The following is a 25,441-nucleotide window of genomic DNA, read 5'->3' on the forward strand; positions in this document are numbered from 1 at the left end:
CACCGGTCAGCACCACCAGATGGGGGCTGGAAGACGGGTTCACCACGTCACGCTCCTTGCCGTCTGTGGAAATTCGCCATGGCCCTGCCGGCCCGGGGCTCGGCCAGGCCGTGTGCCGACAACCGCCGAGGATGACATCCCGGCGAGCGCCAGCGACAATGGCGGCTCGTTTTTCGTCAGGCGCCATCATGACCGACGCATTGCCCATTCTCTACCACGATGAACATCTTGTCGCCGTGCACAAGCCGGCCGACATGCTGGTCCACCGCAGTGCCCTGGCACGCGGCGAGCGGCACTTCCTGGTGCAGACCCTGCGCGACCAGATCGGCCAGCACGTCTACCCGGTGCACCGCCTCGACCGCCCGACCTCGGGCCTGGTGGTGTTCGCCCTGGATAGCCGGACGGCCAGCACGCTGGGCGACGACTTCGCCGCGCATCGCGTCGGCAAGCGCTACCTGGCCGTGGTACGTGGCCATGGACCGGAGCACGAATGCCTGGATTACGCCCTGCGCGACGAGGACGGGCGACGCCCCAAGGCCGAGATGCCGGCCCGCGCGGCCCGCACCGCGATCACGCGCCTGGACGACGTCGAGCTGCCGGTGCGTGTCGACCGCTATCCCAGTGCCCGTTACTCGCTCATGGAAGCGCGGCCTCTTACCGGGCGGCGTCACCAGATTCGACGCCACCTGTCGCGTCGGGGCTATCCGATCATCGGGGATGCCAAGCACGGCAAGAGCGTGCACAACCGCTTCTTCGCCGAGCAGCTCGACTGCCCCCGGCTCCTGCTGGCCGCCGTCGGGCTCGACTTCACGCACCCCGTCCATGGCCAGCCCATTCAGCTCGGTTGTGCCCTGGATGCCCGAATGACGTCCCTCTTCCAGCGCTTCGGCTGGTCGGGTCACCTTCCGGCCAACCGGCGTGGCAACGCCCCGGCGACAACAGTCACGAGTCCCTCATGAACGAGCCTTCTTCCCCCGACACCACCGCCCGGGAGGCGGATCACGACCTCCGCTTCGGCGGCATTCGACGCCTCTACGGGGCGCGCGCCGCGGAACATTTTCGCCAGGCTCACGTGGTCGTGGCCGGCGTGGGGGGCGTGGGCAGCTGGGCCGTCGAGGCGCTGGCGCGTTCCGGTATTGGACGACTGACGCTGATCGACCTGGATGATGTCTGCGTGTCCAATGTCAATCGCCAGCTGCATGCCCTGGACGGCACCATCGGGCGCCCCAAGGTCGAGGTACTGGCCGAACGCTGTCGGGCCATCCAACCGGGTATCGAGGTGCATGCCGATAGCGCCTTCGTCACCCCGACCAACCTCGCCGAGCGGCTGCCTGCCGACGCCGATCATGTGATCGACGCCATCGACAGTGTGGTGGCCAAGGCCGCCATGATCGCCTGGTGCAAGCGGCGCAAGCTGCCGATCACCGTCACCGGAGCCGCCGGCGGCCAGACCGACCCGACACGTATCCGCACGGCGGACCTGACGCGTACCGAGCACGACCCGCTGCTCGCCAAGGTGCGTGCCCGGCTGCGACGCGAGTACGGATTCTCGCGCAACCCCAGGCGGCGCTTCTCGGTGGAGTGCGTCTACTCCGACGAACAGCTCGTCTACCCTGGGGCCGACGGCGAGGTCTGCCACACCAAGCCCGGCGCGGACGAATCGACCCGCCTGGACTGCGCCTCGGGCTTCGGCGCCGCCACCTTCGTCACCGGCACCTTCGGCTTCGTCGCCGTCAGCCGGACATTGGCACGCCTGGCCCGCCACAGCCAGACCGCGCAGTGAACAAGGAGTCCGGAATGGAACCGCAACACCCCGCCCCCGGCATTTACCGGCATTACAAGGGCGCGCTCTACGAAGTCATCGGCGTGGCGCAGCACAGCGAAACCGAAGAACCACTGGTGGCCTACCGCGCCCTGTACGGCGAATACGGCCTCTGGGTCCGCCCGCTGGCGATGTTCATGGAAACCGTGGAGGTGCAGGGCGAACCCCTGCCACGCTTCGCGCTGGAGAAGGCGTTTTAGGCAAGGAAGAAGAGGGAAGAGGGAAGAGAACCAGGCTAGCCCCAGGACCTCGGTAGCAAGGGGTACCTTCCCTCTTCCAGGCGCGAAGCGCCGTTCCTACCTCTTCCAGCGGCGTCAGCCGCGCTCTTCCTACTTCTTTATTCGGCGGCCTGCATCTGCTGCTGCAGGTAGTTCTGGAGGCCGACCTTGTCGATCAGGCCGAGTTCCGTCTCCAGATGATCGATGTGTTCTTCCTCATCGGAGAGGATCTGGCGGAACAGGTCGCGGCTGGCGTAGTCCTGCACCTGCTCGCAATGCGCGATGGCGTTGATCAGATCGGTGTGCGCCTGCTTCTCGATCTTGAGGTCACACTCGAGCATTTCCTTGGTGTTCTCGCCGATCAGCAGCTTGCCGTAGTCCTGCAGGTTGGGCAGGCCCTCGAGGAAGAGGATGCGCTCGATCAGGGTGTCGGCGTGCTGCATTTCCTCGATGGATTCCTTGTACTCCCACTTGCCCAGGGCGTGCAGGCCCCAGTCCTGGTACATCTTGGCATGCAGGTAATACTGGTTGATGGCGACCAGCTCGTTGCCGAGCACGGTATTGAGATACTGAATGACCTTGCTGTCACCTTTCATGACGTGTCCTCGCTTGCTGTCAGGGTCCTGAACACTGTGGCACGGGCGAAACCGCCCTGCCAGGCGTAATCGACAGTCTAGACAACGTCACAAAAAAATCAATGAAATCAAATGCTTGTTAATGCCAAAACAAACAATATCGATTGTCATCACACGGCATAGGCCAGCTCATCGACCGGCATGGTCAACATCTCCTGGACGGACTCGCGGGTGATGCTCTTGCCCAGACAGGCACACTTGCCGCACTGGGTGCCGCAGCCCGTATCGCGCTGAACGTCACGCCAGCTGCGTGCACCATCCTCCACGCTCTGGCGGATGGCTTTGTCACTGACACCCTTGCAAAGACACACGTACATGACATCACCTCGTGCTGACCACGAATCAAATGTAAATGATTCGCATAGACTATCGCAACCATAGGTGAGAACTTTTTTCGTGTGTCACTGGTTGTCAGCCCTGACCGGAGGCCGAACCCGCCACTCAGCGCCGACGCCCGGGCAGGAGCATGACGCTTGTACCGGAGGCCAGGTCGGCCCAGCTGCGCCGCTGCGGGTCCCACACGACCCACAGATGGCCCAGCCCCAGCGCGGCCCAGGACAGTCCCCCGACCACGAAACGCACCAGGCACTGACGCAAGCCGATCGCCTGCCCGTCCGGCGTCTGCACGCGCAGTCGCCAGGCCTGCATGCCCAGTGTCATGCCGGCGCGCATCCAGAAATAGGCCAGAAAGCCGAAGGCGCCCAGCACCAGGAGGAGCCGCAGCGACACCACCTGGAGAGTACCCTGCCCCAGCTGTTCGGCCGGAACCCCCAGCACCAGTCGGCTGGTCAGGACGTGGAGGGTGGTCAGCGCCACCCAGAGCGCCAGCAACAGCAGGCTGTCATACAACATGGCACCCAGCCGCCGCCCCAGGCCGGCGGGGTGGGTATTGTCGAGGCGGGCAAAGTGCTTGGCCATGCGAACTCCCCTTCAGCCGCTGCGTCGCAGCAGATAAAACCCCAGTACTGCGCAGATCAGCGTCGGCGCTAGCACCGCCCAGGCCGGCGAGAAGCCGAAGACCGTGGAGGCCGGCCCCAGCAGATCCTGCAGGTACTTGAACACCAGGCCGGTGATCACGCCATAGAAGACGCGTGTTCCGGCCGCCACGCTGCGCAAGGGCCCGAACACGAAGGAAGCGGCCACCAGCATCAGCGACGCCATGGTCAACGGCATCAGCATCTTCTGCCAGAAGTAGAGCAGCGGCTGGGTGGCATCCTGCCCCTGGGACTGCAGGTAGTTGGCATGGGCCCAGAGCTCGCTGGGGGCCTGGGTATCGACTTCACGCAGCAGGCGATCCAGCTCGGCCGGTGTCAGGTCGGTTTCCCAGGGGCGGGTATCCTGCCGGGTGACAGCCGTGCGCGCGTCCTCGAAACGGGTGATCTGCACGTCTTCCATGACCCAGCCGCCGTCTCGCCAGATGGCTCGCTGCGCATTGAGGGCCTGGCGCAGCTCACGTCCCTCGAAACGATAGCGGGTCAGGTCGAGCACGACATTGTCGGCGCGGATGGCACCGAAGCGGTAGAAATCATCGCCCTCACGCTGCCAGCCACCCTGCTCGGTCAGCACGGCGCCCTCGCCCTGCATCTGCTGCAGGCGCCAGGCACTGGCGAATTGCTCGGTGCGCGGACTGACGAACTCGGCGATGAACAGCACCACCGCGACCACCAGGATGATCGGCTTCATGACGCTCCACAGGATGCGTCCCAGGGAGCGCCCGGCAGCGCGCATGACGGTCAGCTCATTGCTCGAGGCCATGCCGCCCAGGCCGATCAGCGCGCCGATCAATACGCCTACCGGGGCATACTGGTAGAAGCGCCAGGGCAGTCGCATGCACAGATAGATGAGCACATCCAGGGCACCGTATTGTCCCTCCACGTCGCCCAGATCATTGATATAGGTGATGACCAGATCGAGCCCCAGCAGGACCACCTGGACGACCAGGATGGCGCCCAGCACATTGCGCGCGATGTAGCGATCGAGACGGTCGGCGATCATCCGCTCATCCCCTTGCGCTGAGCCTGCAGCGTCATCAACAGGCCAATGGCCAGAAAAGCGAGATGGATCGGCCACATGCCGATCGCCACCGGCCAGCTGCCGCCGGCGATGGCATCCAGGGCGGCCAGCAACAGGCTCAGGTAGGCCACATACAGGAAGATGGCCGGCAGCAGCTTGGCGAAGCGCCCCTGACGCGGATTGACCCGCGACAAGGGCATGGCCAGCAGCGTCAGGATGAAGACCATGGGCGGCAGGCCGAGTCGCCACTGCAGCTGCGCCATGGCCGGCGAGGAGCCATCGGCGAGCAGCGCCGGCGTGCTCAGGTATTCGGGGTCATCGAGGTCCTGGCGTTCGGCGGCACCGGATAAGCGCACCGCGTAGCGACCGAAGGACAGTTGCTCGGCCACGGCACGCCCGGGATCGACGCTGTAGCGCTGCCCATCGGCCAGCACCAGGAAGCGGCTGCCGGTTTCCTCGTCGACCGTCTGGTAGCCCTCGCCGGCGCGTGTCACCACGGTCTGCGGGGTGCCATCGCCACGTCGTTGCCGCTCGCTGATGAAGACCTCCTCAAGTCGCCGCTCACCTTCACTCAGGCTTTCGGTATAGGCCACCCGGCCATCGCCGAAGTCCTGGAAACGCCCGGGAGCCAGGACACCGAAATCCAGCTGGCTGCGCTGTTCGGCAATGATCGCCTCGTTCTGCAGCGCGCCGGCCGGCGTCAGCCACAGGCTGCACAGGCCGACCAGAATGGCCACCACCGTGGCCGGCAGCAGGCTGACCCACAACAGCTTGTTGGGGCTGGTGCCACAGGCCACCAGCACGGTGATCTCGCTGTTGAGGTAGAGCTGGCCGAGCGCCAGCAGGATCCCCAGGAAGAACGCCAGCGGCAGGATCAGCTCGAGAAACCCCGGCAGATGAAACAGCATCAGGGTGCCGAGGATATCGACGGGGATATCGCCTTCGGCGGCATTGGAAAAGTAACGAATGAAGCGGCTGCCCATGATGACCAGCAACAGCACACCGGCGACGGCCGCCATGGTCTGCAGGATCTCGCGGGTCAGGTAGCGGAATATGATCAATGCGCTCTCCCGGTCCAGGTTGCCGACCCTGCTCCCGCACGACCGCAACCTCCGATCACGGCGTCGCCGGCGCATGCCCGGCCGCGCAGGGTGGCGCGCTAACGACACGGCATCCGGCCACGGGCATCGACGCGGGGTCGGGTGTTGCCCTGTCAGCCTAGATCAGTGTGAAGTCCGGCGGGCTCCTGGGGTACACTGGGGCGAATCGGCAATGTGCCGGCATTATCCAGAATCCCTCACCGCTTGTCTTGTGGAGACACCATGGAATTCCCAGTTCAGACGGCCAATCCCGCCAAGGTCGAAACGGCTTGCCTCGTGGTACCGGTGTTCAAGGACGGCGAGCTGCTGCCCGCCGCCACCAAACTCGATGATGCCAGCGAGCGGCTGATCGGCCAGCTGATCGAGCGTGGCGACTTCGATGCCCGCCTGGGCAACGTCCAGATGATTCCGTTCGCCCCCGGGCTCAACGCCGACCGCCTGATGTTGGTTGGCCTGGGAACGCGCGACCAGTGCCAGGAAAGCGCCTATCGCAAGGCGCTCGACGCCGCCTTCACGGCCCTGGCCGCGCTGCCGGCCGACGATGCCGCGGTCGCCTTCACCGACGTGCCGGTCCCCGACCGCGAGTGTGACTGGAAGGCGCGCATGGCCGCCGAAGCGGCACACCGGGCCGTCTACCGCTTCAATGACTTCAAGTCGGAGCCGGCTCCCCTGCCGCGACTCAAGCGGGTCACCCTGCTCGTCAGCGAGGCCGACAATGCAGAGGCGGCGCGTGAGGGCGGGCGCATCGGCGACGGCATCGGCCAGGGCATCAATGCCACCCGCACCCTGGGCAACCTGCCCGGCAACGTCTGCACGCCACGCTACCTGGCCGAACGCGCCGAGACCCTGGCCGCCGAATCCGATGGCGCCCTGACCACCGAAGTCCTCGATGAAGAGGCCCTGGAAGCACTCGGTGCCCACAGCCTGCTCAGCGTCGGCCACGGCAGCGCCGAACCCTCGCGCCTGATCGTCATGAAGTACCAGGGCGCCGATGACCCCGACGAGCCACCGCATGTGCTGGTCGGCAAGGGCATCACCTTCGATTCCGGCGGCATTTCGCTGAAGCCCGGGGCCGCCATGGACGAGATGAAATTCGACATGTGCGGTGCCGCCAGCGTATTCGGCGCCGTCACCTCGACACTGGCCATCAAGCCACGGGTCAACCTGATCGCCATCGTGGCCAGCGCCGAGAACATGCCCGATGGCCTGGCGACCAAGCCCGGCGACATCATTCGCACCCTCAAGGGCCTGTCGGTCGAGGTCCTGAATACCGATGCCGAGGGCCGCCTGGTGCTGTGCGATGCCCTGACCTATGCCGAACGCTTCGAGCCGGCCAGCGTGGTCGATATCGCCACCCTGACCGGGGCCGTCATCATCGGCCTGGGGCATCACGCCACCGGCCTGATGGCCAACGACGACGATCTGGCACTGGATCTGCTGGATGCCGGCGAAACCGCCTGGGATCGCGCCTGGCACCTGCCGCTGTGGGACGAGTATCAGGAACAGCTCGACTCCAACTTCGCCGATCTGGCCAATATCGGCGGGCGCCCGGCGGGTAGCATCACCGCGGGCTGCTTCCTCTCGCGCTTTGCCGACAAGTATCCCTGGGCCCACCTGGACATCGCGGGCACCGCCTGGCAATCCGGCGCGCAGAAGGGTGCCTCCGGCCGCCCGGTCAGCCTGCTCACCCAGTACCTGCTGGATCGCGCCGGCGACAGCCGGGTCGAGGTCGGCGAGGAGTGATAGCCCGGCGCGGGCTTGCCTTTTGCCCGCGGTGGCCTTTTCATTGACGACAGTACTGCCGGGGCAGCGGATGCCCCGGCTAGCCGACCCTCGACACGCATGCAGCGACCGCCCGGCCGGCCGTTGTACCAGTATCACCCCGGGGCGCTGTCGATGCCTCGGGCCAAGCGGAGACCGATCGCCGTGCCCACACAACGCTTTACCGTGCTGCCGTCCTCCGAGGCCACGGCAGCCCCCATCCGGGACGACATCCTCGCCAATCCCGGCTTCGGCCGTTACTTCACCGACCACATGGCGCATGTCCGCTGGACGCTCGACGCCGGCTGGCACGGTCATGAAGTGCGCCCCTACGGGCCCCTGACCCTGGACCCGGCCGCCGCCGTGCTGCACTACGCCCAGGAGATCTTCGAGGGCATCAAGGCCTACCGCCATGATGACGGCTCGGTGTGGGCCTTCCGCCCGGAAAAGAACGCCGAACGCTTCCGGCGCTCGGCGCGTCGCCTGGCCCTGCCGGAGCTGTCCGACGATGACTTCGTCGACTCGCTCAAGGCCCTGCTGGCCCAGGACCATGCCTGGGTGCCGACGCCGGCCACGGCGGCCGAGGAATCCAGTCTCTACCTGCGTCCCTTCATGATCGCCAGCGAGACCTTCCTCGGCGTGCGTCCGTCCCATGAGGTCGACTACTACGTCATCGCCTCACCGGCGGCGGCCTACTTCAAGGGCGGCATCGCGCCGGTCTCGATCTGGCTCTCCTCCCACTACAAGCGGGCCGCGGCCGGCGGCACCGGCTTCGCCAAGTGCGGCGGCAACTACGCCGCCTCGCTGGCCGCCCAGAAGGAGGCCGAAGCCAACGACTGCAGCCAGGTCGCCTTCCTCGATGCCGCCGAAAACAAGTGGATCGAGGAGCTGGGCGGCATGAACCTGTTCTTCGTCTACCGCGATGGCCGCCTGGTGACGCCGCAGCTCACCGACACCATCCTCGAAGGCGTGACCCGTGACTCGGTGCTCACCCTGGCCCGCGAGGAAGGCCTGACACCGGAGGAGCGTCCGATCAGCCTCGACGAATGGCGTGAGGGAGCAGCCAGCGGCGACATCACCGAAGTCTTCGCCTGCGGCACCGCCGCCGTCATCACCCCGGTCGGCGAGCTGGTCACCGAGGACGACACCATCCGCCTCGACGCCGGCGGCGACAACGAGGTCGCCAAGCGCCTGCGCGGCCACCTGCTCGACCTGCAGTACGGCCGCCGGGAAGACACCCACGGCTGGCTGACCCGACTGGCATGAGCACCCGGCACCCCCCGGCCTCACGCGTCATGCTGATCACCGGTGCCGGACGCGGCATCGGTGCCGCCACGGCACGCCTGGCCGCTCAGCGCGGCTATACGGTGGTCATCAACTACCGGAGTGACAAGGCCTCGGCAGATGGCGTCGTCGGTGACATCGAGGCCGCAGGCGGTCGTGCTATCGCCATCCAGGCCGATGTCGCCGACGAGGCCGGCATACTGTCGCTGTTCGAGACCCTCGACCGCGAGTTGGGGCGCCTCGATGTGCTGGTCAACAACGCCGGTATGGTGGACGTCAATGCTCGTATCGAGGACATGAGCTTCGCCCGCGTCGAGCGCATGATGCGGACCAATGTCACCGGCCCCTTGATCTGCGCCCGCGAAGCGGTCAAGCGCATGGCGACCCGGCATGGTGGCGACGGTGGCGTGATCATCAACATCTCGTCCGTCGCGGCGCGCCTGGGTGGCGCCAATGAGTATGTCGACTATGCGGCCTCCAAGGGCGCCATCGACAGCCTCACCCGGGGACTCGCCCGCGAACTCGCCGACGCCGGCATCCGCGTCAATGGCATACGCCCCGGCGTGGTGCGCACCAGCATCCACGCCAGCGCCGACAACCCCGGCAAGGTCGATACCGCCGGGACGCGCATCCCGCTGGGCCGCATCGGCGAACCCGCGGAAATCGCCGACGGCATCCTGTGGCTCGCTGAAGCCGAGTTCTGCACCGGCAGCCTGATCGATATCGATGGCGGGGTTTAAACAAGTACGCCGCTGCGCGGCTTGAAGAAGGAAGAACGGCGCTACGCGCCTTGAAGACATCGGAGAACTGCTCTTCTTTCTTCCCTCTTATTTCTTACAACTCCCGGCGCAGCCGGAGCGGGAATCCATGACCCAGATCGACTTCTACATCCTGCCCGATACCACCCTCGATGCCCGGCTGGCCTTTGCCTGCCGGTTGGCCGAGACCATCGTCAACAAGGGCTATCGGCTGCATCTGCATGTGGAAGACGAGGCCATGGCCCGGACCCTGGATGATCGGCTGTGGGACTTTCGCGCCGATGCCTACCTGCCGCATGCCCTGCTGGGCAGCGAGATGGCGGATAGCGTGCCGGCCACCATCGGCTGGCAGGAGCCACCGGCGCCCGGCGAGACCGGCACCCAGGCAATGCTCAACCTGCACCCGGGGATTCCTGAGTGGTTTTCACGCTTCGAGCGGGTCGCCGAAATCATCAATCAGCACCAGGAAGTGCTGAAGACCAAGCGTGATTGCTGGCAGACCTACAAGAAGCGCGGCTATCCCGTTAAGGCCCATCAACTGGGCAGCCAGGCACGCTAATCAGCCTATCGAGCTGCGGCTGACTCTCAGCCCTTGATTGGGCTATAATCGGGCCCATTTTCGACGATGCCCCGCCGACCGGTTCTAGGCTTTGTATAGCCCCGGTGGCGACCCATTCTGGACCGGATTTCCCATGGACAAGACCTACCAACCCGAGCAGATCGAGAACCGCTGGTATCAACGCTGGGAGGAGGATGGTCACTTTGCCCCTTCCGGCAAGGGCGACCCCTTCTCCATCATGATCCCGCCGCCCAATGTCACCGGCAGTCTGCACATGGGTCATGCCTTCCAGGACACCATCATGGATACCCTGACGCGCTGGAAGCGCATGCAGGGCAACAATACCCTGTGGCAGGTGGGCACCGACCACGCCGGCATCGCCACCCAGATGCTGGTGGAGCGCAAGGTCGCCGCCGAGGAAGGCAAGAGTCGTCACGACCTGGGCCGTGATGCCTTCACCGACCGAATCTGGGAGTGGAAGCAGGAATCCGGGGGTCACATCACCCGCCAGCTGCGGCGCATGGGCGCCAGCGTCGACTGGTCCCGCGAACGCTTCACCATGGACGACGGCTTCTACAAGGCGGTTCAGGAAGTCTTCGTGCAGTTGTTCGACAAGGGCCTGATCTACCGTGGCAAGCGGCTGGTCAACTGGGACCCGACGTTCGAGACCGCCATTTCCGACCTCGAGGTGGAGAACACCGAGGTCGATGGCCATATGTGGCACTTCAAGTATCCGCTGGCCGGCGGTGAAACCTACGAGTACATCGAGAAGGATGCCGACGGCAACGTCACGCTGTGCGAGACACGCGACTATATCTCCATCGCCACCACGCGGCCGGAAACCATGCTGGGCGATGGTGCCGTCGCCGTGAGCCCGGACGATGAACGCTATGCGCCGCTGGTCGGCAAGCTCTGCGAGATCCCGGTCGGGCCGAAGGAACACCGTCGCCTGATTCCCATCATCACCGATGAGTATCCCGACCCCGACTTCGGCTCGGGTGCCGTCAAGATCACCGGCGCCCATGACTTCAACGACTACGCCGTCGCACAGCGCAACGCGATTCCGCTCTACAACCTGATGGACCGCAAGGCGCACATGCGCACTGACGGCCTCTCCTATGCGGAAAGCGCCGCCCTGGCATCCCGCGCCGCCCGGGGCGAAGACATCGGCAGTGTGGACGAGGTCAACCTGGTGCCCACCGAACTGCGCGGGCTGGATCGCTTCGAAGCGCGCCGCCAGGTGGTCGAGGCCGTCACCGCCGAAGGCCTGGCAGTGACCACCACCGATGAAGCCGGCCAGGAACAGCCGCTGGTCGAGCACAAGAAGCTGATGCAGCCCTTCGGCGACCGCTCCGGCGATGTCATCGAGCCCTATCTCACCGACCAGTGGTTCGTGGCCGTGGAGAACCTCGCCAAGCCGGCCATCGCGGCGGTCGAGAACGGCGACATCGAGTTCGTGCCGAAGAACTACGAGAACATGTATTTCGCCTGGATGCGTGACCTCCAGGACTGGTGCATCTCGCGCCAGCTGTGGTGGGGCCACCGCATTCCGGCCTGGTACGACGCCGAGGGCAGGGTCTACGTGGCCCGCAGCGAGGCCGAGGCCCGCGAGCGATACGGCATCGCCGCCGATGTTCCCCTGAACCAGGACGAGGACGTCCTCGACACCTGGTTCAGCTCCGGCCTGTGGACCTTCGGCACCCTGGGCTGGCCCGAGCAGACCCCGGCGCTGGAGACCTTCCACCCCAGCAGCGTGCTGGTCACCGGCTTCGACATCATCTTCTTCTGGGTCGCGCGGATGATCATGCTGACCCTGGAGTTCACCGGCGAGGTGCCCTTCAAGCAGGTCTATGTGCATGGCCTGGTGCGCGACGGCCAGGGCAACAAGATGTCCAAGTCCAAGGGCAATGTGCTCGACCCCATCGACCTGATCGACGGCATCGACCTGGACACCCTGGTCGAGAAGCGCACCGGCAACATGATGCAGCCGCAGAAGGCCAGGGCCATCGCCAAGGCCACGCGTCAGGAATTTCCGCAGGGCATCGAGGCCCACGGCACCGATGCCCTGCGCTTCACCTTCCTGTCCCAGGCCACCACCGGGCGCGACATCAAGTTCGACATGGGCCGCCTGGATGGCTACCGCAACTTCTGCAACAAGCTGTGGAACGCCTCGCGCTATGTGCTGATGAATGCCGAGGGCCAGGATTGCGGCACTGAACTTGAAAACGACGGGGGCGGCGAGATCGAACTGTCGTTGGCCGACCGCTGGATCGTCTCGCGCCTGCAGCAGACCGAGGCCCAGGTCACCCGCGCCATGCAGGAATACCGCTTCGACCACGCCTCCCAGGCGCTCTATGAGTTCATCTGGAACGAATACTGCGACTGGTACCTGGAGCTTTCCAAGCCGGTCCTCTGGGATGACGAGGCCTCGGCGCAAGCCCAGCGCGGCACCCGCCGCACCCTGGTACGCGTGCTCGAGACCGTGCTGCGCCTGGCGCACCCGATGATGCCCTACATCAGCGAGGAAATCTGGCAGCGCGTCGCCCCGCTGGCCGGCACCAGCCGCGGCGAGGATGACTCGCTGATGGTTCAGCCCTGGCCCCAGGCCGACGACAGCCGCATCGACGACGACGCCGAGCGTGATATCGAGTGGCTCAAGGGCGTGATCGTGGCGATCCGCAACATCCGCGCCGAGCTCAACATTGCCCCCGGCAAGCCGCTGACGGCGATGCTGACCAAGGGCGATGCCGATGACCGCCGGCGCCTGGACGCCAACCGCCGTTTCCTCGCCAAGCTGGCCAAGCTGGAAAGCATCGACTGGCTCGCCGATGCCGACCAGGCCCCGCTGGCCGCCACCCAGCTGGTCGGCGACCTGGAGGTGCTGGTGCCCATGGCCGGCCTGATCGACAAGGAGGCGGAGCTGACGCGTCTGGCCAAGGAGATCGACAAGCAGGACAAGCTGATCGACGGCATCGAGAAGAAACTCGGCAATGAGAGCTTCGTCGCCAAGGCGCCGGAAGCCGTGGTCCAGAAGGAACGCGACAAGCTCGACGACCTGAGCACCAACCGCCGCCTGCTGGTCGAGCAGCGCGACCGGATCGCCGCGCTCTAGGGCCCGCCACTCCGTCACGACGCCAGCAGCGCAGGGCCTGTCTCTCCGCTGCTGGCGTATGGCGTGGCGTCACCTCAGGACGCCAGCACCCCGTCCATGCGCTGCAGAGCCGTTTCCAGCTGCTCGGCGGTGGTGCCGAAGTTTAGCCGCACGAAGCCCGGCCAGCCAAAGTTGACGCCATCCGAAAGCGCCACGCGCGCCTCCTCGAGCAGCAGCTGCTGAGGCGAGGCAGCGCCCTGCATGGCGGGTGACTCGCGCAGGTCCAGCCAGGCCAGATAGGTCGACTGCGGGCAGGCCATGCGCACGCCCGGCCAGCGGGCGACATGCTCTTCCAGCCGACGACGATGGCCGCGCAGGGTCTCCAGCAGGGCCTGCCGCCAGGGCTCGCCGTGGCAGTAGGCGGCCTCGGCGGCGACCAGCCCGAGCACATTGCCGTCGGGTTGCAGGCCCTTGAGGCGTGCCGCGAAGCGCTGACGCAAGCCGGCATCGGGAATCACCGCGCAGGCGGCCGTCAGCCCGGCCAGATTGAAGGTCTTGGATGGCGCCCAGAGGGTAATGATGCGCGCGGCCAGCGCCGGGAACAGAGCCGCCAGCGGTTGGTGTCGAGCGCCGTCATCGAGCAGCAGGTCGCAGTGCAGCTCGTCGGAGACCACGTAAAGCTCATGGCGCTCGACCAGGCGGGCCAGCCCTTCCAGCTCGTCCGGGCGCCAGACGCGTCCGGTCGGGTTGTGCGGGTGACACCACAGCAGCAGCCGGGTGCGCGGCGTGATGGCGGCCTCGAGGGCCTCGAGATCCAGCTGCCAGTCATCGCCTGCCGCCCGGGGCGGCCGCATGGCCGCCTGCTGGGGCTCGCGGCCGGTGCGTTCGGCCACCTGCAGGAAGGGCGGATAGATCGGCGTAATGGTCAGCACGCCGTCGCCGGGCTCGGTCAGCGCCAGGCTGGCCATGTTGAGGGCCGGCACCACGCCAGGCAGCCACACCTGCCAGTCGGGTTCGATCGCCCAGCCATAGTGCTCACGGCTCCAGCGGCAGACGGCATCGCGCAGGCCGTCGGCCACCAGACCATAGCCATAGACGCCATGCTCGACCCGGGCCTGAAGCGCCTCGATGACCGCCGGCGGCGAGCGGAAGTCCATGTCGGCCACCCACAGCGGCAGGACATCCTCCGCATAGCGATGCCATTTCTGTGACGGCCAGTAGCCATTGGAGGGGTGTCGCCGCTCGACGGGCGTGACAAAATCGAAGGTCGCGGTCATGAAGTGGCCATCCTTTGCTCCTGATCCGGCGTCATGTGACGCCCCTGAGAATGCATCAAACCATGCCCCAAAGCAGCTTCTATTCCAAGGTCCGCCAGGGCCTGCCGGCCGTCATCGCCCAGTGGCTGGCACTCGGCCAGGGCGACCGCGACCGCCTGGCACTGATTCTTGCCGAAACGGCCCGGGTCGCCAAACTGGGCGAGCCCGAGGCCACGCCCAGCGGTGCCACCCTCGAGGCCTGGGGCGCCGGCGATCGTCACGCGGATATCCCGCTCTGGGCCGGACGTACCGCGGTCTTTCTGCTGACCCAGATGCCGGCGCGGCCCGTGCCGCAAAGCGACGAAGAGGCCTGTGCCTGGGCCTACTGCTGGTTGCGCAATCGCCAGGTCGAGAGTTATGAGGCCGCCGTCGACGCCCTGCCCGCACACCTGCACTCGCCTCTGGAGACCGCCCTCAAGGCCGCCTGGGTGGATCAGCAGGGCCTGCGTCTGGTGTAAGCCATCAGCGTCGCCGCCGGGTCGGGCGCTTGGGCTCGAAGCCCGCCGGCTTGGTGGCCAGCCATGCGACGAAGGTCTGGACCTCGGGATGCCCCAGCAGGGCCTCGCGGCTGCGATAATGGTCGGCCAGCTCGCGCTCGCTGAACAGTGCGTGGATATGTCGATGGCAGGCATGGCAGACCCATAGAATCGCGCTCAGGCGCTCGGCCCGGTCGAACCGACGCCGATAGCGTGCCTTGGCGTGCAGGGTACGCGGAATCAGGTGATGGCGTGTCAGCGGCGCGGCGCGCCGACACAGCTCACAGTGTTCGGGACGACTTGGCGGGGACAGCGCGTGACCGGTCATGCGTACCTCGACGGTGGCGGGCTGGCGGCGCCCCGGCTCTGCGCCTGCCGGTGACGCACTCGAAGCTTACGCGCCCGGGCCGGGCGACTCTCGACACCAACAGGATAGCGTCATGGAAGTCCCACTTGAATGGCAACTGGCCAAGCTGCTGGTCTCGATCGGCGTGGTGCTGGGCCTCTCGGTGATCGCCGAGCGCCTCAGCACGCGCGCTGCCGGCCTGCTCTCCGGCTACCCGCTGGGCACGGCCATCGCGCTGTTCTTCATCGGCCTGGAAATCTCGCCGGGCTTTGCCGCCGAGAGTGCCGTGCACACCCTGGCAGGGTTCACCGCGACCCTGGCCCTGGGGGGTGGTTATCTGCTGTGTGGTCGACGTGACGGCTTGCGCGGTGTCATCGCGGGCACCCTGGGCGGCCTGCTCGCCTGGGGGTTGATGAGCCTGCTGCTGACCCGCTTCGATGTCAATCGGCTGGGCGGCACCCTGATCACCCTGCTGGCGATCCTCGTCTTCAGCTGGCTGTATCGCCGCATTCCCGAGCACACCGCGCCGCCACGCGGCGGCTTCAGCGCCGCTGCCCTGGCACTGCGCGCCGGCCTTGCGGCCGGCATCATCTTCGTCATCACCGCTCTGGCGCATGTCGTGCCGAGCAGCTGGGCCGGTGTCATGGCGGCCTTCCCGGTCACCATGTACCCGTTTCTGGTGATACTGCACCTGACCCATGGTGCCGCACCGGTGGCCACCGTCATCAAGCACTACCCGGCCGGGCTGGGTTCGCTGCTGTGCTATGCCCTGTGCGTCTCGCTGGCCTATGATGCCCTGGGACTCACCTGGGGCACCCTGGTCGGCTTTGCCGCCGCCACGCTCTGGCTGCTGGCCTGGACCCGCGGACAGGCCCTGTGGCAACAACGGCGCAGCGTCACCGAGGACCCGGAAGCGACTCGCTAGCATGCTATAGTGATGCTCCAGGCATCGCCATGCCGGGAGATATCTGGCCGCATATGCCGAGAGGGTGTTTACAAAAGTCACGAGCGACGGCCAGGCCAGGCGAAATCAGCTAAAAAAGCGGAGTTTACGAGCTGGTAAATGAGCATTTTGAGGCTGATTTCAACGCCGCATGGGCGAGCGCAGTAATTTGTAAACACCCTCTGAAGAGGAAACTGCATGTTCGTTCGCACTCTCGAGCCCGCCTTCTACGACACCGATGCGCTGGGCCACATCAACAATACGCGCCTGCCGGCCTGGTTCGAGTGGGCCCGCAACGACCTCTTTCCCCTGTTCACGCCGGACCTGGACCCGCGCCGCTGGCGACTGATCATGGCGCGCATGGAAATCGACTATCACGGCGAGCTGTATTACGGTCGCGACATCGAGATCCGCACCTACCTCTCGCGGCTCGGCAACAGTTCCTTCACCGTGACCCAGGAAGCCCGTCAGTCCGGCAGACTGACCAATACCGGCCATACCGTCATGATGCACTATGACCACCAGGCCGGATGCGCCGTACCCATCGAGGGCACACTGCGCGAAGCCTTGAGCGAACACTTGCAGGCAACGGAGGCGGACGACGCATGACTCCGGCCGTCAAGGTGCTGGAAAAGGCCGGTATCGGCTTTGCGCTCGCGACGTACGAGCACGATGCGCGCCACCCGGCCTATGGCGAAGAGGCCGTCGATGCGCTGGGCCTGGCAACGCACGAGGTCTTCAAGACACTATTGGCCCGCCTCGACACAGGCCAGCTGGTCATGGCCCTGGTGCCGGTTTCCGGCCAGCTGGACCTCAAGGCACTGGCCAGGGCCGCCGGCGCACGCAAGGCTCGCCTGGCCGAGGCCGATGAGGCCGAACGGGCCACGGGCTATGTGATCGGGGGTATCAGCCCGTTGGGCCAGAAGAAGCGCCTGCCGGCCTTCATCGATGCCAGCGCCGAGCCTCTCGAACAGCTTTACGTCAGCGGGGGACGACGCGGCCTGGAAATCTGCCTGGCGCCGGCGGACCTGATCGGCTTGCTGAACGGCCGTTTCACCTCATTGGCTCGCTGAGTCGCCGAGCCGAACACCACGCTGCACTGTCCAAGCGTGACAGACGGCTCGGTACCACCGAGCCGCTCGACCCAAGGGAGCCGACGATGGCCATCCGCTACGACCTCTGGCTCGATCCAGACAACGTCGCCCGCCACCATGCCGTGGAGGCCGATCTGGAGCGCTACTTCATGGAGCGCTTCGCCGACTATCCGCACATCCGCTTGTTCGGGGCCGACCCTTACGATTATGATGCGCCGTTCAACCGCCTCTACGACGTGCTGATGGCACGGGCCAACGATTACTGCGACCGCTACTGGAACTATGTTCCGACACCGGAACAGCTCAATCGGACCTTCTTCCGCGCCGTGGGCCGCTCGAACAAGTTCATACGAGATGACAACGATGGTGATTCGTCCCGACACGATGCCTGACGAACGCCAGATGGCGCTCATCACCGAACAGCTGGGCCGTGCCCCCCGGGGCATCGAGGCCCTGGCGGCCACCGATGGTGAAGGCACACCACTGGTGCTGCGCATGGCCCCCATCGTCGATGGCGCCCCCTTCCCAACGCTCTACTGGCTGAGCTCGGAGCGCCTGAAGATCGAACTCAGCCACCTCGAGGCGGCCGGCGTGATCAAGCAGCTGGAAGCGCGCCTGCGCGAGGAGCCCGACTTCCTTGCGGCCTATCACCAGAGCCATCGCGACTACATCGCCACGCGCTGGCACTGCATGACGCCCGCACAACACACCAGGGTGCAGGAGCTGGGCTACGAGACGGTACTGCGCGAGCGCGGCATCGGCGGTATCGCCAACTGGAACCAGGTACGCTGCCTGCACACCCAGTATGCGCACCACCTGTGTGGCCACAATGTCATCGGCCAGTGGCTGGACGAACACCATGGCGTCGCCGACTGTCTGCCCTGAGACGACTGCCCCCGGAGAACCCCATGTCGACCTTCTGCGTCTATCTTGGCTCGCGCACCGGCCATGACCCGGCCTTCCTGGAAGCCGCCGGGACGCTCGGCGGTGAGCTGGCATCGCGTGGCCACGCACTGGTCTACGGTGGGGCTCGCGTCGGCATGATGGGGGCGCTGGCCGACAGCATGATGGCCGCCGGCGGCGAGGTGACCGGCGTGATGCCGGATCATCTGGTGGAGCGCGAGCAGGCCCATACCGGACTCACCCGGTTGATACGCGTCAGCAACATGCATGAACGCAAGGCCAGCATGGCCGCCCACAGCGACGCCTTCATTGCCCTGCCGGGGGGAATCGGGACCCTGGAGGAACTGTTCGAAGCCTGGACCTGGCAGTATCTGGGCCTGCACGACAAGCCGCTGGGACTGCTCGATACCCGAGGCTTCTATGCGCCACTGCTGACCTTTCTCGATAACACCGTGCAACACGGCTTCCTCGATGCCGACACCCGCGCCAACCTGCTGGATGCCGACTCGCCGGCGCCGCTGCTCGATGCGCTGGAGCAGCGCCTCGGCCGGTGAGGCCGGAGTGACAGCGCGTGTCAGGCGTCAGTAATCCAGGGTGCGCTGGTAGGTCAGCTGCAGCAGACGGGCATCTTCGCCGGCACGATGGCGCAGGACGCCCTGCTCCCGAATGATGGCTTCCTTGGTATCGCTCCAGCGCTCCATCTGGGTTTCGCTCAGCAGCCGACGCAAGGCCTCGAGACGGAAGGCGGGCAGCATCCCGGCATGGTGGAAGAGCAGGGACATCCAGGTATTGTCGTAACCCCAGCTGTCACTGTAGGCGATGCCGATATCGCTCAGCTCGTCATTGAGCCAGCGTGCTACCTGGCGCACAGGGTAGCCCTCACGCTCCAGGCGTGCCCGGGAGATGCCGTGCAGCAGTTCCGCCTTGGGGTCCCAGTGCGTCCATTCGTCGAGGGGGTGGACCAGAAAAGCGCAGACGCTGCCATCGGCCCGCGCCAGGCCGATTTCAATGGGGTAACTACCGCGCCCAAAACCGGACGCTTCGATATCCAGCAATGTCGGTAGCGTCACGGAAAGGGGGTTCCTTGGTCAGGGCCGCTGCACCAGGGGCTCGGCCAGTGGTTCACGTCTCGTCACTGAGACACCTGGCCCTAGTGTCGCGTCCCGGCTTCCCGGCTGTCCAGTAACTCGGGTGACGCCGTGAACTGATCGGCCAGCCGTTGCCAGTAGGCCATCCGTTCGCCATCGACCGGCAGTCCCAGATCGCCGTCGCGATAGGCATCGGCAAGCCGCGCCGCTGCCTGGGGGTGGCCCGCTTCACCGGCCCGGGCGTACCAGGTCACGGCGTGATCTTCACGGCGCGGGTACTGGGTGCAACCATGCTCGTGGATCTGGCCGGCGCGAAACTGGGCGTGAGTATCACCGCCATGGGCGGCTTCGATCACATAGCGCGCTCCCCGCGCCTTGTCCTGGGGGGACACGCCGCGGTGAAACAGCATATGACCGTACTGTGCCAGGGCCGCGGGGTGTCCGGCCTTGGCGCAGCGTTGGAACAGGTGCATGGTCAACCGCTGAGTCTGCGGCGAACGAGGCAACCAGCGAGTATGCACGAGCTGTTGTGCCAGACGGTACTCGATCCGAGTAAACAGTGACGCTGCCTGTGGCATGGCAAACCATCCTGAGTCCTGAGGTTCGATTCGATAGTGACGTCGAGCACCACCCTGTGACCGGCGTCGTTCACATGCGTGCGTTGGCGAATTCCAGGCTCCGCCTTGCCAACGGGAAGGCAAGCATACGCTCGGCTACACGGCGACTCAACCCCTTGGCGTTTACGCTTCTGCTTCCCCCCGCTACCATGCCTGACGAGCCGCCTGCCCAAGGCATTCTCGCCCATGCACGAGCGGTCCTGTCGGCGGCAGGCATGGCGGTTCCAACCACATTATCGTGAGGAGTGACGGATGCAGACGCGCCCCCTGGGAAACACGGGTATCGAAGTCAGCCGGTTGTGCCTCGGCACCATGACCTTTGGTGAACAGAACAGTGAAGCCGAGGCCCACGAACAGCTGGATCGTGCCGTCTCCTGCGGCATCGATTTCATCGATACCGCCGAGATGTACCCGGTACCGCCCAGCGCCGACACCCAAGGACTCACCGAACGCTATATCGGCAGCTGGCTGGCCTCGCGCGGCTCCCGGGATGACATCATCCTGGCCAGCAAGATAGCAGGTCCCGGGCTGGACTACCTGCGCGGCGGCTCGCGCCTGACCCGCGAGCAGGTGCACCAGGCCATCGATACCAGTCTGCAACGCCTGCAGACCGATTACATCGACCTCTACCAGCTGCACTGGCCGGATCGGCGCAGCAACTTCTTCGGCCGCCTGGGCTATCAGCCTGACGAGCAGGAGGATGCCATCGCGCTGGAAGAAACCCTGTCGGCGCTTCAGGAGCTGGTTCAGGCCGGCAAGATCCGCGCCGTCGGGCTTTCCAACGAGACCCCCTGGGGTGTCATGCACGCCCTTCACCTGGCGGACAGGATGGGCCTGCCGCGGGTTGCCTCGGTCCAGAACCCCTACAGCCTGCTGAACCGCACCTATGAGGTAGGCCTGGCCGAAGTCGCGCATCGTGAAAACGTCGGCCTGCTGGCCTATTCACCGCTGGGCTTCGGGGTACTCTCGGGCAAGTACCTGGACGGCGCTCGTCCGGAAGGCGCACGCCTGACCCTCTACGAGCGCTTCAAGCGCTATACCTCGCCGCAGGCCGAAGAGGCTACCCGCGCGTACGTGGACATTGCCCGCGCGCACGGCCTCGACCCGGCCCAGATGGCACTGGCCTACGTCAATTCGCGCCCCTTCCTGACCAGCAACATCATTGGCGCCACCAGCATGGCCCAGCTCGAAAGCAACCTGGCCAGCGAATCACTACGCCTGAGCGACGATGTGCTGGACGCCATCGAGCAGGTTCACCAGCGCTTGCCCAACCCCTGCCCCTGACCACCGATCACGGGGCTATCGGTCCGATAGCCCCGTCCCGGCCACCTCCTTGATATAATCCGGCCAATAGCCAACGACGCGTGAGGAGCGCCCCATGCTGAGCGTGATTTCCCCGGCCAAGAAGCTGGACTTCGAGACACCGCCCACTACTGACCGGCACACACAGCCGGATTACCTCGAGCATAGTCAGACCCTGGTCGACATCATGCGCGACAAGTCGCCCCAGGAAATCAGCCGGTTGATGGGCGTCAGCGACAAGATCGCCGGCCTCAATGCCGCTCGCTTCGCCGACTGGCATACCCCCTTCACGCCCGAGAATGCCAAGCCGGCGGCCCAGGCCTTCCAGGGCGACGTCTATGTCGGCCTGGAGGCCGGGAGCTTCGATGAGGCCGACAACGACTTTGCCCAGGACCACCTGCGCATCCTTTCCGGCCTCTACGGTCTGCTGAGGCCCCTCGACCTGATCCAGCCCTATCGCCTGGAAATGGGCACCAAGCTCGCCAACCCGGCCGGCCAGGACCTGTATGCCTTCTGGCGCGATGAGCTGACCACGGCGCTGAACCAGGCCATCGCGCAGAGCGGCAGCCGCGTGCTGGTCAATCTGGCTTCCAACGAGTATTTCAAGTCAATCGACCCCGCACGCCTGGATGCACGGATCATCACACCGGTCTTCAAGGACGAGAAGAACGGTCAATACAAGATCATCAGTTTCTATGCCAAGAAGGCACGCGGACTGATGGCGGCCTGGATGATCCGCCAGCGGCTGGATGATGCCGAGGCGCTGAAGCACTTCGATGTCGCCGGCTACCGCTTCAATGCGGCCATGTCGGAAGGCAATACGCTGGTATTCTGCCGTGACGAGCGTGACCGTCCCTGACCCGGTACCATCGCGCAGCGGCCGGCCCGGCTAGTCAAGGATCAGTGGACGCCGGGCACGCTCCTTCAGAAAGCGTCGGTGAGTCTCCTTGAAGACAGGGTCGTCGCAACGCTCGAGCCATTCGTAGGCCACCATGTCGGCGCTCACGGCCTGGGCGCCGGCCCTTTCCATGCGCTTGCGCGCCAGGGCCACTTCGTCTCGCCGTCGACTGCCGACCGCCTCGCTCAGCCAGAAGACCTCATGACCGGCCGCGCATAGCCCCAGGCCGGTCTGCAGCACGCAGACATGGGCTTCGGCACCGCACAGCACGATCTGTCGACGACCGCTCTGTGCCAGAGCCTGCGCGAAGTCCGGCTCGGCATGTGCATTGAAGTGCGTCTTCTGCCAGCAACGGGGCGACGCCAGGGCCTCCAGCAGTGTGGCGTCGCTATGACCGAGCCCCTGCGGATACTGTTCGGTCAACCAGACCGGCACGCCGAGTGATTCGGCAACACGCGCCATCCAGGTGGCTTCCTCGATCACCTGCGCCCCGCCCGCCAGTTCCGGAAGCAAACGGCTCTGCAGATCCACGATCAGCAGCAGACTCGACTCCCGTTGCATTTGCATGTCATTGCCTCCCGACAGGATGAAGGACACTCGGCTTGAGGCGATGCCTTGCCTCAGCTCAATCGCCCGGGAATTGCTGAATCAATAGCCGAATACAGTGAGGCGCACGAAGCGCAGCCAACGAGACATGACCGCGAGCTGGGCGAGCCCTCCCGCACCGCGCACAAATTCGCCGGAAGCGAATTTGAACCGTCTTTGGACGGGCCCGCAGGGTAGCCGCCATGAATGGCGGCTATAGCCCAGCGCTTTACGTGCGCAGGCATTCAAGCAGAGTTTCCCCTAGAATAGTCGCTTCGATAGTTGATGGGCCGCAAGGCCCCATGGAGACTCTGCGATGCGCCATTTTCTCGTCACCTTCCTCATCGGCATGCTCGGCTTCGGCCTCGCCGTCGAGCACGCCGATGCCCGCCGCATGGGAGGCGGCAAGAGTGTCGGCAGCTACTCCCGCACCCTCAGCTCCCAGAGCACCAGCGCCCCCAAGGCCGCGACCGGCGCCCAGCGCAAGCCGTCCAGCAGTCTGTCGAAATTCGCCGGTCCCTTTGCCGGACTCCTGGCTGGCGGGCTGCTGGCCTCACTCTTTTTCGGTGGCGCCTTCGATGAAATGCGGTTGCTGGACCTGCTGCTGATCGCCGGCGCCGCCTTTCTCCTCCTGCGGCTGCTGGCGCGCCGACGCCCGGCCAGCGTCGGCGCTCGACAGGCCAGTCCGCAGGCGCCTCACGTCGACCAGGCGCAGCCTCGGGCCTTCACGTCTGGCGTCGCGAGAGACAGCTCTCTGGCACCGGAGTGGTTCGATACGGAGCGCTTCCTGGGCGGTGCCAAGGAGCACTTCATGACGCTGCAACGCGCCTGGGACAATAATGACTTCACCCTGATTCAGGACTACGTGACGCCAGAGCTCTATAACCTGTTGCGTCAGGAACGCGATCAGCATCCCGCCAACAACCAGACCGAGATCATCCGGCTCTTCGCCGAACTGGGCAGTGTCCAGGAGCTCGGCCGACAAGCCGAGGCCAGCGTATGGTTCCACGGCACTCTGGGTGAGAACGGCGCGCAGAACGAATTCAGCGAGACCTGGCACCTTGTGCGCGAGCTGCGCGATGGTGCCCCCTGGTATGTGAAGGGAATCGAGCAGAACACGGCAAGCTGAACGGGACTCACCGGCAGGGCGTCAAAATGCGAAAGGCCGAGCATTGCTCGGCCTTTCCACTTCTTCACTGATGGTGACAGCACCCGACGGTGAGCCGTGAGAGATGATCACGTCTCGTCGGCGGCTTCCTGGGTTGCCTCACCGGCATCTTCCATGGCTTCGCCCGTGCTCTCCGTAGCATCTTCTGCCGCTTCACTTGCACTTTCACCGGCATCTTCCACGGCCTGATCGACGTTCTCGGCCGCTTCATCCATGGCCTGCCCGGCTTCGTCGGCAGCTTCCTCGGTGTTTTCGGCGGCTTCATCCACGGCGTCTTGCGTGCTTTCCGCCGCTTCGTCTGCGGCCTGCTCGGTTTCCTCGGCCGCCTCATCCATGGCCTCGTCGGCACCCTCTGCGGCCTCATCCGCTGCCTGCTCGGTGTCCTCGGCAGCCTCATCCATGGCCGCATCCGTTTCGTCAGCGGCTTCTTCAGCGCTTTGCTCGGCGCTCTCGGCCGCCTGCTCGGTGTTCTCTTCGGCTTCTTCCTCGCCACTGCATGCAGCCAGGCCAACCGAGGTCGTACCGATCAGCATCATCAGCGCGAGTTTACGCAGCAGTTCCTGTTTCATCCTTCCCCTCCTTAGATCAACGGAATAACGTTTGCTTACCCTAGTACGAGTAAATTCAAATTGCCAACTGATTCAGGGATTTGGCAGGCCCACTCCACTATCCTTCAACATTCTTCATGGGGCGTCGCCAGTTAGCGTCAGGTTCCCGTCTGCATGAAGGGACACCCCGGCAAGGAAAGATCGGCTACCGACATGCACAAAAGCCCCCGATTCTCGCAAGAACCGGAGGCTTGGCTGGGATAGATGCCTGACGTCGGGGCGGCCATCCGCTCGCGGCCACTGCGTGGCCTTGAGCCCGGGCTCGGGACGCCGCTACGCGGCTTTCCACCTCGCCCGTTCGCGCCTGGCAAGCGGTGCCGCGTTCGGACCGTGCCTTGTCCGGGCGGCGCTCACCCGACTTTACTCGCCTTATCCCTGAGGCTCGCCCTGCGGGCCCGCCAGGGGCGGTTCCCGTTCGTTCCCGACGAACGGTAAGGCCAGGTCACTGTACAGGCATAAACAAAAGCCCCCGATTCTCGAAAGAACCGGAGGCTTGTCTGGGATAGATGCCTGACGCCTCTGCGGCCACTGCGTGGCCTTGAGCCTGGGCTCGGGACGCCGCTACGCGGCTTTCCACCTCGCCCGTTCGCGCCTGGCAAGCGGTGCCGCGTTCGGACCGTGCCTTGTCCGGGCGGCGCTCACCCTACTTTACTCGCCTCATCCCTGAGGCTCGCCCTGCGGGCCCGCCAGGGGCGGTTCCCGTTCGTTCCCGACGAACGGGTCGCATGGTAAGGCCAGGTCATCGCCTGACACCCTGACATAAAAAAATCCCCCGGGAAGACCCGGGGGATTTTTCATGTAAGTGCCTGACGATGACCTACTCTCGCATGGGAACTCCCACACTACCATCGGCGCT

At 65.4% G+C, this 25,441-nt stretch carries 29 protein-coding genes; 18 read left to right on the top strand and 11 right to left on the bottom strand.

Features of this window, described 5'->3' with window-relative positions:
- Positions 1–188 precede the first annotated feature (188 nt).
- The 3 genes from QWY79_RS05810 to QWY79_RS05820 are packed head-to-tail and all read left to right on the top strand — an operon-like array spanning position 189 to position 2,022.
- The gene (locus tag QWY79_RS05810) at positions 189–959 is read left to right on the top strand and encodes a pseudouridine synthase (protein WP_290270793.1); all 771 of its coding nucleotides are present in this window, start codon (positions 189–191) and stop codon (positions 957–959) included.
- Complete coding sequence (tcdA, locus tag QWY79_RS05815; protein WP_290270794.1) at positions 956–1,783, top strand: tRNA cyclic N6-threonylcarbamoyladenosine(37) synthase TcdA; 828 nt, start codon at positions 956–958, stop codon at positions 1,781–1,783. Before QWY79_RS05810 ends, tcdA begins: the two co-directional genes overlap by 4 nt.
- Positions 1,784–1,797: 14 nt before the next feature.
- Positions 1,798–2,022: a DUF1653 domain-containing protein gene (locus QWY79_RS05820; RefSeq protein ID WP_290270796.1), complete on the top strand. Its 225-nt coding sequence runs from the start codon at positions 1,798–1,800 to the stop codon at positions 2,020–2,022.
- A gap of 137 nt (positions 2,023–2,159) precedes the next feature.
- Here QWY79_RS05820 and bfr read toward each other — a convergent pair whose 3' ends face one another.
- The 5 genes from bfr to lptF all read right to left on the bottom strand — a co-directional run bounded on the left by bfr (position 2,160) and on the right by lptF (position 5,749).
- Positions 2,160–2,636 carry a bacterioferritin gene (bfr, locus tag QWY79_RS05825; protein WP_141320326.1) on the bottom strand — a complete coding sequence of 159 codons (477 nt, stop codon included), beginning with the start codon at positions 2,634–2,636 and terminating at the stop codon, positions 2,160–2,162.
- 149 nt (positions 2,637–2,785) lie between these two features.
- Positions 2,786–2,992 (bottom strand): (2Fe-2S)-binding protein, encoded by a 207-nt coding sequence (locus QWY79_RS05830; RefSeq protein ID WP_141320324.1) that lies wholly within the window; start codon positions 2,990–2,992, stop codon positions 2,786–2,788.
- Between the two features lie 124 nt (positions 2,993–3,116).
- Positions 3,117–3,593: an RDD family protein gene (locus tag QWY79_RS05835; protein ID WP_290270800.1), complete on the bottom strand. Its 477-nt coding sequence runs from the start codon at positions 3,591–3,593 to the stop codon at positions 3,117–3,119.
- A gap of 12 nt (positions 3,594–3,605) precedes the next feature.
- A complete protein-coding gene (gene lptG, locus QWY79_RS05840; RefSeq protein WP_290270801.1) occupies positions 3,606–4,670 on the bottom strand; it encodes an LPS export ABC transporter permease LptG in 1,065 nt (354 codons plus the stop codon).
- Positions 4,667–5,749, bottom strand: a complete 1,083-nt coding sequence (lptF, locus tag QWY79_RS05845) for an LPS export ABC transporter permease LptF (RefSeq protein ID WP_290270802.1) — start codon at positions 5,747–5,749, stop codon at positions 4,667–4,669. The genes lptG and lptF overlap by 4 nt, the downstream gene beginning before the upstream one ends.
- A 261-nt stretch (positions 5,750–6,010) precedes the next feature.
- Between lptF and QWY79_RS05850 the strand changes: the two genes are divergently transcribed.
- The 5 genes from QWY79_RS05850 to QWY79_RS05870 all read left to right on the top strand — a co-directional run bounded on the left by QWY79_RS05850 (position 6,011) and on the right by QWY79_RS05870 (position 13,262).
- Positions 6,011–7,531: a leucyl aminopeptidase gene (locus tag QWY79_RS05850; protein WP_290270804.1), complete on the top strand. Its 1,521-nt coding sequence runs from the start codon at positions 6,011–6,013 to the stop codon at positions 7,529–7,531.
- Between the two features lie 153 nt (positions 7,532–7,684).
- Positions 7,685–8,815, top strand: a complete 1,131-nt coding sequence (locus QWY79_RS05855) for a branched-chain amino acid aminotransferase (RefSeq protein ID WP_290270857.1) — start codon at positions 7,685–7,687, stop codon at positions 8,813–8,815.
- Positions 8,812–9,573 (top strand): SDR family oxidoreductase, encoded by a 762-nt coding sequence (locus QWY79_RS05860; protein ID WP_290270806.1) that lies wholly within the window; start codon positions 8,812–8,814, stop codon positions 9,571–9,573. Before QWY79_RS05855 ends, QWY79_RS05860 begins: the two co-directional genes overlap by 4 nt.
- 127 nt (positions 9,574–9,700) lie before the next feature.
- The gene (locus tag QWY79_RS05865; protein ID WP_290270808.1) at positions 9,701–10,150 is read left to right on the top strand and encodes a DNA polymerase III subunit chi; all 450 of its coding nucleotides are present in this window, start codon (positions 9,701–9,703) and stop codon (positions 10,148–10,150) included.
- A gap of 133 nt (positions 10,151–10,283) precedes the next feature.
- Positions 10,284–13,262, top strand: a complete 2,979-nt coding sequence (locus QWY79_RS05870) for a valine--tRNA ligase (RefSeq protein WP_290270811.1) — start codon at positions 10,284–10,286, stop codon at positions 13,260–13,262.
- A gap of 74 nt (positions 13,263–13,336) precedes the next feature.
- Here the strand turns inward: QWY79_RS05870 and QWY79_RS05875 are convergent, their stop codons facing one another.
- Positions 13,337–14,518 carry a MalY/PatB family protein gene (locus QWY79_RS05875; protein WP_290270814.1) on the bottom strand — a complete coding sequence of 394 codons (1,182 nt, stop codon included), beginning with the start codon at positions 14,516–14,518 and terminating at the stop codon, positions 13,337–13,339.
- A gap of 62 nt (positions 14,519–14,580) precedes the next feature.
- On the opposite strand from QWY79_RS05875, the gene QWY79_RS05880 reads away from it, so the two are divergent.
- Positions 14,581–15,015, top strand: a complete 435-nt coding sequence (locus QWY79_RS05880; protein WP_290270816.1) for a hypothetical protein — start codon at positions 14,581–14,583, stop codon at positions 15,013–15,015.
- A gap of 4 nt (positions 15,016–15,019) precedes the next feature.
- Here QWY79_RS05880 and QWY79_RS05885 read toward each other — a convergent pair whose 3' ends face one another.
- On the bottom strand, positions 15,020–15,361 hold the full coding sequence (locus QWY79_RS05885; protein WP_290270819.1) for a hypothetical protein: 342 nt from the start codon (positions 15,359–15,361) through the stop codon (positions 15,020–15,022).
- Positions 15,362–15,473: 112 nt separating this feature from the next.
- Here QWY79_RS05885 and QWY79_RS05890 point away from each other — a divergent pair, with 112 nt between their 5' ends.
- From QWY79_RS05890 to QWY79_RS05915, 6 genes are all read left to right on the top strand, one after another.
- The gene (locus QWY79_RS05890) at positions 15,474–16,304 is read left to right on the top strand and encodes a hypothetical protein (RefSeq protein ID WP_290270822.1); all 831 of its coding nucleotides are present in this window, start codon (positions 15,474–15,476) and stop codon (positions 16,302–16,304) included.
- A gap of 216 nt (positions 16,305–16,520) precedes the next feature.
- Positions 16,521–16,931 carry an acyl-CoA thioesterase gene (locus QWY79_RS05895; RefSeq protein ID WP_290270824.1) on the top strand — a complete coding sequence of 137 codons (411 nt, stop codon included), beginning with the start codon at positions 16,521–16,523 and terminating at the stop codon, positions 16,929–16,931.
- Complete coding sequence (ybaK, locus tag QWY79_RS05900) at positions 16,928–17,395, top strand: Cys-tRNA(Pro) deacylase (RefSeq protein ID WP_290270825.1); 468 nt, start codon at positions 16,928–16,930, stop codon at positions 17,393–17,395. The genes QWY79_RS05895 and ybaK overlap by 4 nt, the downstream gene beginning before the upstream one ends.
- 86 nt (positions 17,396–17,481) lie before the next feature.
- Positions 17,482–17,808 carry a hypothetical protein gene (locus QWY79_RS05905; protein WP_141320294.1) on the top strand — a complete coding sequence of 109 codons (327 nt, stop codon included), beginning with the start codon at positions 17,482–17,484 and terminating at the stop codon, positions 17,806–17,808.
- The gene (locus QWY79_RS05910; RefSeq protein ID WP_290270828.1) at positions 17,780–18,301 is read left to right on the top strand and encodes a DUF501 domain-containing protein; all 522 of its coding nucleotides are present in this window, start codon (positions 17,780–17,782) and stop codon (positions 18,299–18,301) included. The genes QWY79_RS05905 and QWY79_RS05910 overlap by 29 nt, the downstream gene beginning before the upstream one ends.
- Before the next feature lie 23 nt (positions 18,302–18,324).
- Positions 18,325–18,873, top strand: coding sequence for an LOG family protein (locus tag QWY79_RS05915; RefSeq protein WP_290270830.1), 549 nt, complete (start codon positions 18,325–18,327; stop codon positions 18,871–18,873).
- Positions 18,874–18,900: 27 nt separating this feature from the next.
- Here the strand turns inward: QWY79_RS05915 and QWY79_RS05920 are convergent, their stop codons facing one another.
- Positions 18,901–19,389 carry a hypothetical protein gene (locus tag QWY79_RS05920; RefSeq protein WP_141320288.1) on the bottom strand — a complete coding sequence of 163 codons (489 nt, stop codon included), beginning with the start codon at positions 19,387–19,389 and terminating at the stop codon, positions 18,901–18,903.
- 80 nt (positions 19,390–19,469) lie between these two features.
- Positions 19,470–19,985 (bottom strand): tetratricopeptide repeat protein, encoded by a 516-nt coding sequence (locus QWY79_RS05925; protein ID WP_141320286.1) that lies wholly within the window; start codon positions 19,983–19,985, stop codon positions 19,470–19,472.
- Between the two features lie 291 nt (positions 19,986–20,276).
- Here QWY79_RS05925 and QWY79_RS05930 point away from each other — a divergent pair, with 291 nt between their 5' ends.
- Both QWY79_RS05930 and yaaA read left to right on the top strand, forming a co-directional pair.
- A complete protein-coding gene (locus tag QWY79_RS05930; RefSeq protein WP_290270835.1) occupies positions 20,277–21,308 on the top strand; it encodes an NADP(H)-dependent aldo-keto reductase in 1,032 nt (343 codons plus the stop codon).
- A 94-nt stretch (positions 21,309–21,402) separates the two neighbouring features.
- Positions 21,403–22,185, top strand: a complete 783-nt coding sequence (gene yaaA, locus QWY79_RS05935) for a peroxide stress protein YaaA (protein WP_290270837.1) — start codon at positions 21,403–21,405, stop codon at positions 22,183–22,185.
- A 30-nt stretch (positions 22,186–22,215) separates the two neighbouring features.
- Here yaaA and QWY79_RS05940 read toward each other — a convergent pair whose 3' ends face one another.
- A complete protein-coding gene (locus QWY79_RS05940) occupies positions 22,216–22,791 on the bottom strand; it encodes an isochorismatase family protein (RefSeq protein WP_141320280.1) in 576 nt (191 codons plus the stop codon).
- A 334-nt stretch (positions 22,792–23,125) separates the two neighbouring features.
- Here QWY79_RS05940 and QWY79_RS05945 point away from each other — a divergent pair, with 334 nt between their 5' ends.
- Positions 23,126–23,938 (top strand): Tim44 domain-containing protein, encoded by an 813-nt coding sequence (locus tag QWY79_RS05945; RefSeq protein WP_290270840.1) that lies wholly within the window; start codon positions 23,126–23,128, stop codon positions 23,936–23,938.
- A gap of 107 nt (positions 23,939–24,045) precedes the next feature.
- Here QWY79_RS05945 and QWY79_RS05950 read toward each other — a convergent pair whose 3' ends face one another.
- Positions 24,046–24,546, bottom strand: a complete 501-nt coding sequence (locus QWY79_RS05950) for a hypothetical protein (protein ID WP_290270842.1) — start codon at positions 24,544–24,546, stop codon at positions 24,046–24,048.
- Positions 24,547–25,441 lie beyond the last annotated feature (895 nt).

The sequence above is a fragment of the Halomonas sabkhae genome, from assembly GCF_030409265.1.
GTDB classification, from domain to species: Bacteria; Pseudomonadota; Gammaproteobacteria; order Pseudomonadales; family Halomonadaceae; genus Halomonas; species Halomonas halmophila.

Coding starts and splice junctions, on each gene's coding strand:
- QWY79_RS05875 (WP_290270814.1), bottom strand. CDS start 14,518: ATGACCGCGACCTTCGATTTTGTCACGCCCGTCGAGCGGCGACACCCC.
- tcdA (WP_290270794.1), top strand. CDS start 956: ATGAACGAGCCTTCTTCCCCCGACACCACCGCCCGGGAGGCGGATCAC.
- QWY79_RS05915 (WP_290270830.1), top strand. CDS start 18,325: ATGTCGACCTTCTGCGTCTATCTTGGCTCGCGCACCGGCCATGACCCG.
- bfr (WP_141320326.1), bottom strand. CDS start 2,636: ATGAAAGGTGACAGCAAGGTCATTCAGTATCTCAATACCGTGCTCGGC.
- QWY79_RS05855 (WP_290270857.1), top strand. CDS start 7,685: ATGCCTCGGGCCAAGCGGAGACCGATCGCCGTGCCCACACAACGCTTT.
- QWY79_RS05820 (WP_290270796.1), top strand. CDS start 1,798: ATGGAACCGCAACACCCCGCCCCCGGCATTTACCGGCATTACAAGGGC.
- QWY79_RS05895 (WP_290270824.1), top strand. CDS start 16,521: ATGTTCGTTCGCACTCTCGAGCCCGCCTTCTACGACACCGATGCGCTG.
- QWY79_RS05940 (WP_141320280.1), bottom strand. CDS start 22,791: ATGCAAATGCAACGGGAGTCGAGTCTGCTGCTGATCGTGGATCTGCAG.
- QWY79_RS05810 (WP_290270793.1), top strand. CDS start 189: ATGACCGACGCATTGCCCATTCTCTACCACGATGAACATCTTGTCGCC.
- QWY79_RS05890 (WP_290270822.1), top strand. CDS start 15,474: ATGGAAGTCCCACTTGAATGGCAACTGGCCAAGCTGCTGGTCTCGATC.
- QWY79_RS05835 (WP_290270800.1), bottom strand. CDS start 3,593: ATGGCCAAGCACTTTGCCCGCCTCGACAATACCCACCCCGCCGGCCTG.
- QWY79_RS05930 (WP_290270835.1), top strand. CDS start 20,277: ATGCAGACGCGCCCCCTGGGAAACACGGGTATCGAAGTCAGCCGGTTG.
- yaaA (WP_290270837.1), top strand. CDS start 21,403: ATGCTGAGCGTGATTTCCCCGGCCAAGAAGCTGGACTTCGAGACACCG.
- QWY79_RS05905 (WP_141320294.1), top strand. CDS start 17,482: ATGGCCATCCGCTACGACCTCTGGCTCGATCCAGACAACGTCGCCCGC.
- QWY79_RS05860 (WP_290270806.1), top strand. CDS start 8,812: ATGAGCACCCGGCACCCCCCGGCCTCACGCGTCATGCTGATCACCGGT.
- QWY79_RS05850 (WP_290270804.1), top strand. CDS start 6,011: ATGGAATTCCCAGTTCAGACGGCCAATCCCGCCAAGGTCGAAACGGCT.
- ybaK (WP_290270825.1), top strand. CDS start 16,928: ATGACTCCGGCCGTCAAGGTGCTGGAAAAGGCCGGTATCGGCTTTGCG.
- QWY79_RS05865 (WP_290270808.1), top strand. CDS start 9,701: ATGACCCAGATCGACTTCTACATCCTGCCCGATACCACCCTCGATGCC.
- QWY79_RS05910 (WP_290270828.1), top strand. CDS start 17,780: ATGGTGATTCGTCCCGACACGATGCCTGACGAACGCCAGATGGCGCTC.
- QWY79_RS05885 (WP_290270819.1), bottom strand. CDS start 15,361: ATGACCGGTCACGCGCTGTCCCCGCCAAGTCGTCCCGAACACTGTGAG.
- lptG (WP_290270801.1), bottom strand. CDS start 4,670: ATGATCGCCGACCGTCTCGATCGCTACATCGCGCGCAATGTGCTGGGC.
- QWY79_RS05945 (WP_290270840.1), top strand. CDS start 23,126: ATGCGCCATTTTCTCGTCACCTTCCTCATCGGCATGCTCGGCTTCGGC.
- QWY79_RS05870 (WP_290270811.1), top strand. CDS start 10,284: ATGGACAAGACCTACCAACCCGAGCAGATCGAGAACCGCTGGTATCAA.
- QWY79_RS05950 (WP_290270842.1), bottom strand. CDS start 24,546: ATGAAACAGGAACTGCTGCGTAAACTCGCGCTGATGATGCTGATCGGT.
- QWY79_RS05830 (WP_141320324.1), bottom strand. CDS start 2,992: ATGTACGTGTGTCTTTGCAAGGGTGTCAGTGACAAAGCCATCCGCCAG.
- QWY79_RS05880 (WP_290270816.1), top strand. CDS start 14,581: ATGCCCCAAAGCAGCTTCTATTCCAAGGTCCGCCAGGGCCTGCCGGCC.
- QWY79_RS05925 (WP_141320286.1), bottom strand. CDS start 19,985: ATGCCACAGGCAGCGTCACTGTTTACTCGGATCGAGTACCGTCTGGCA.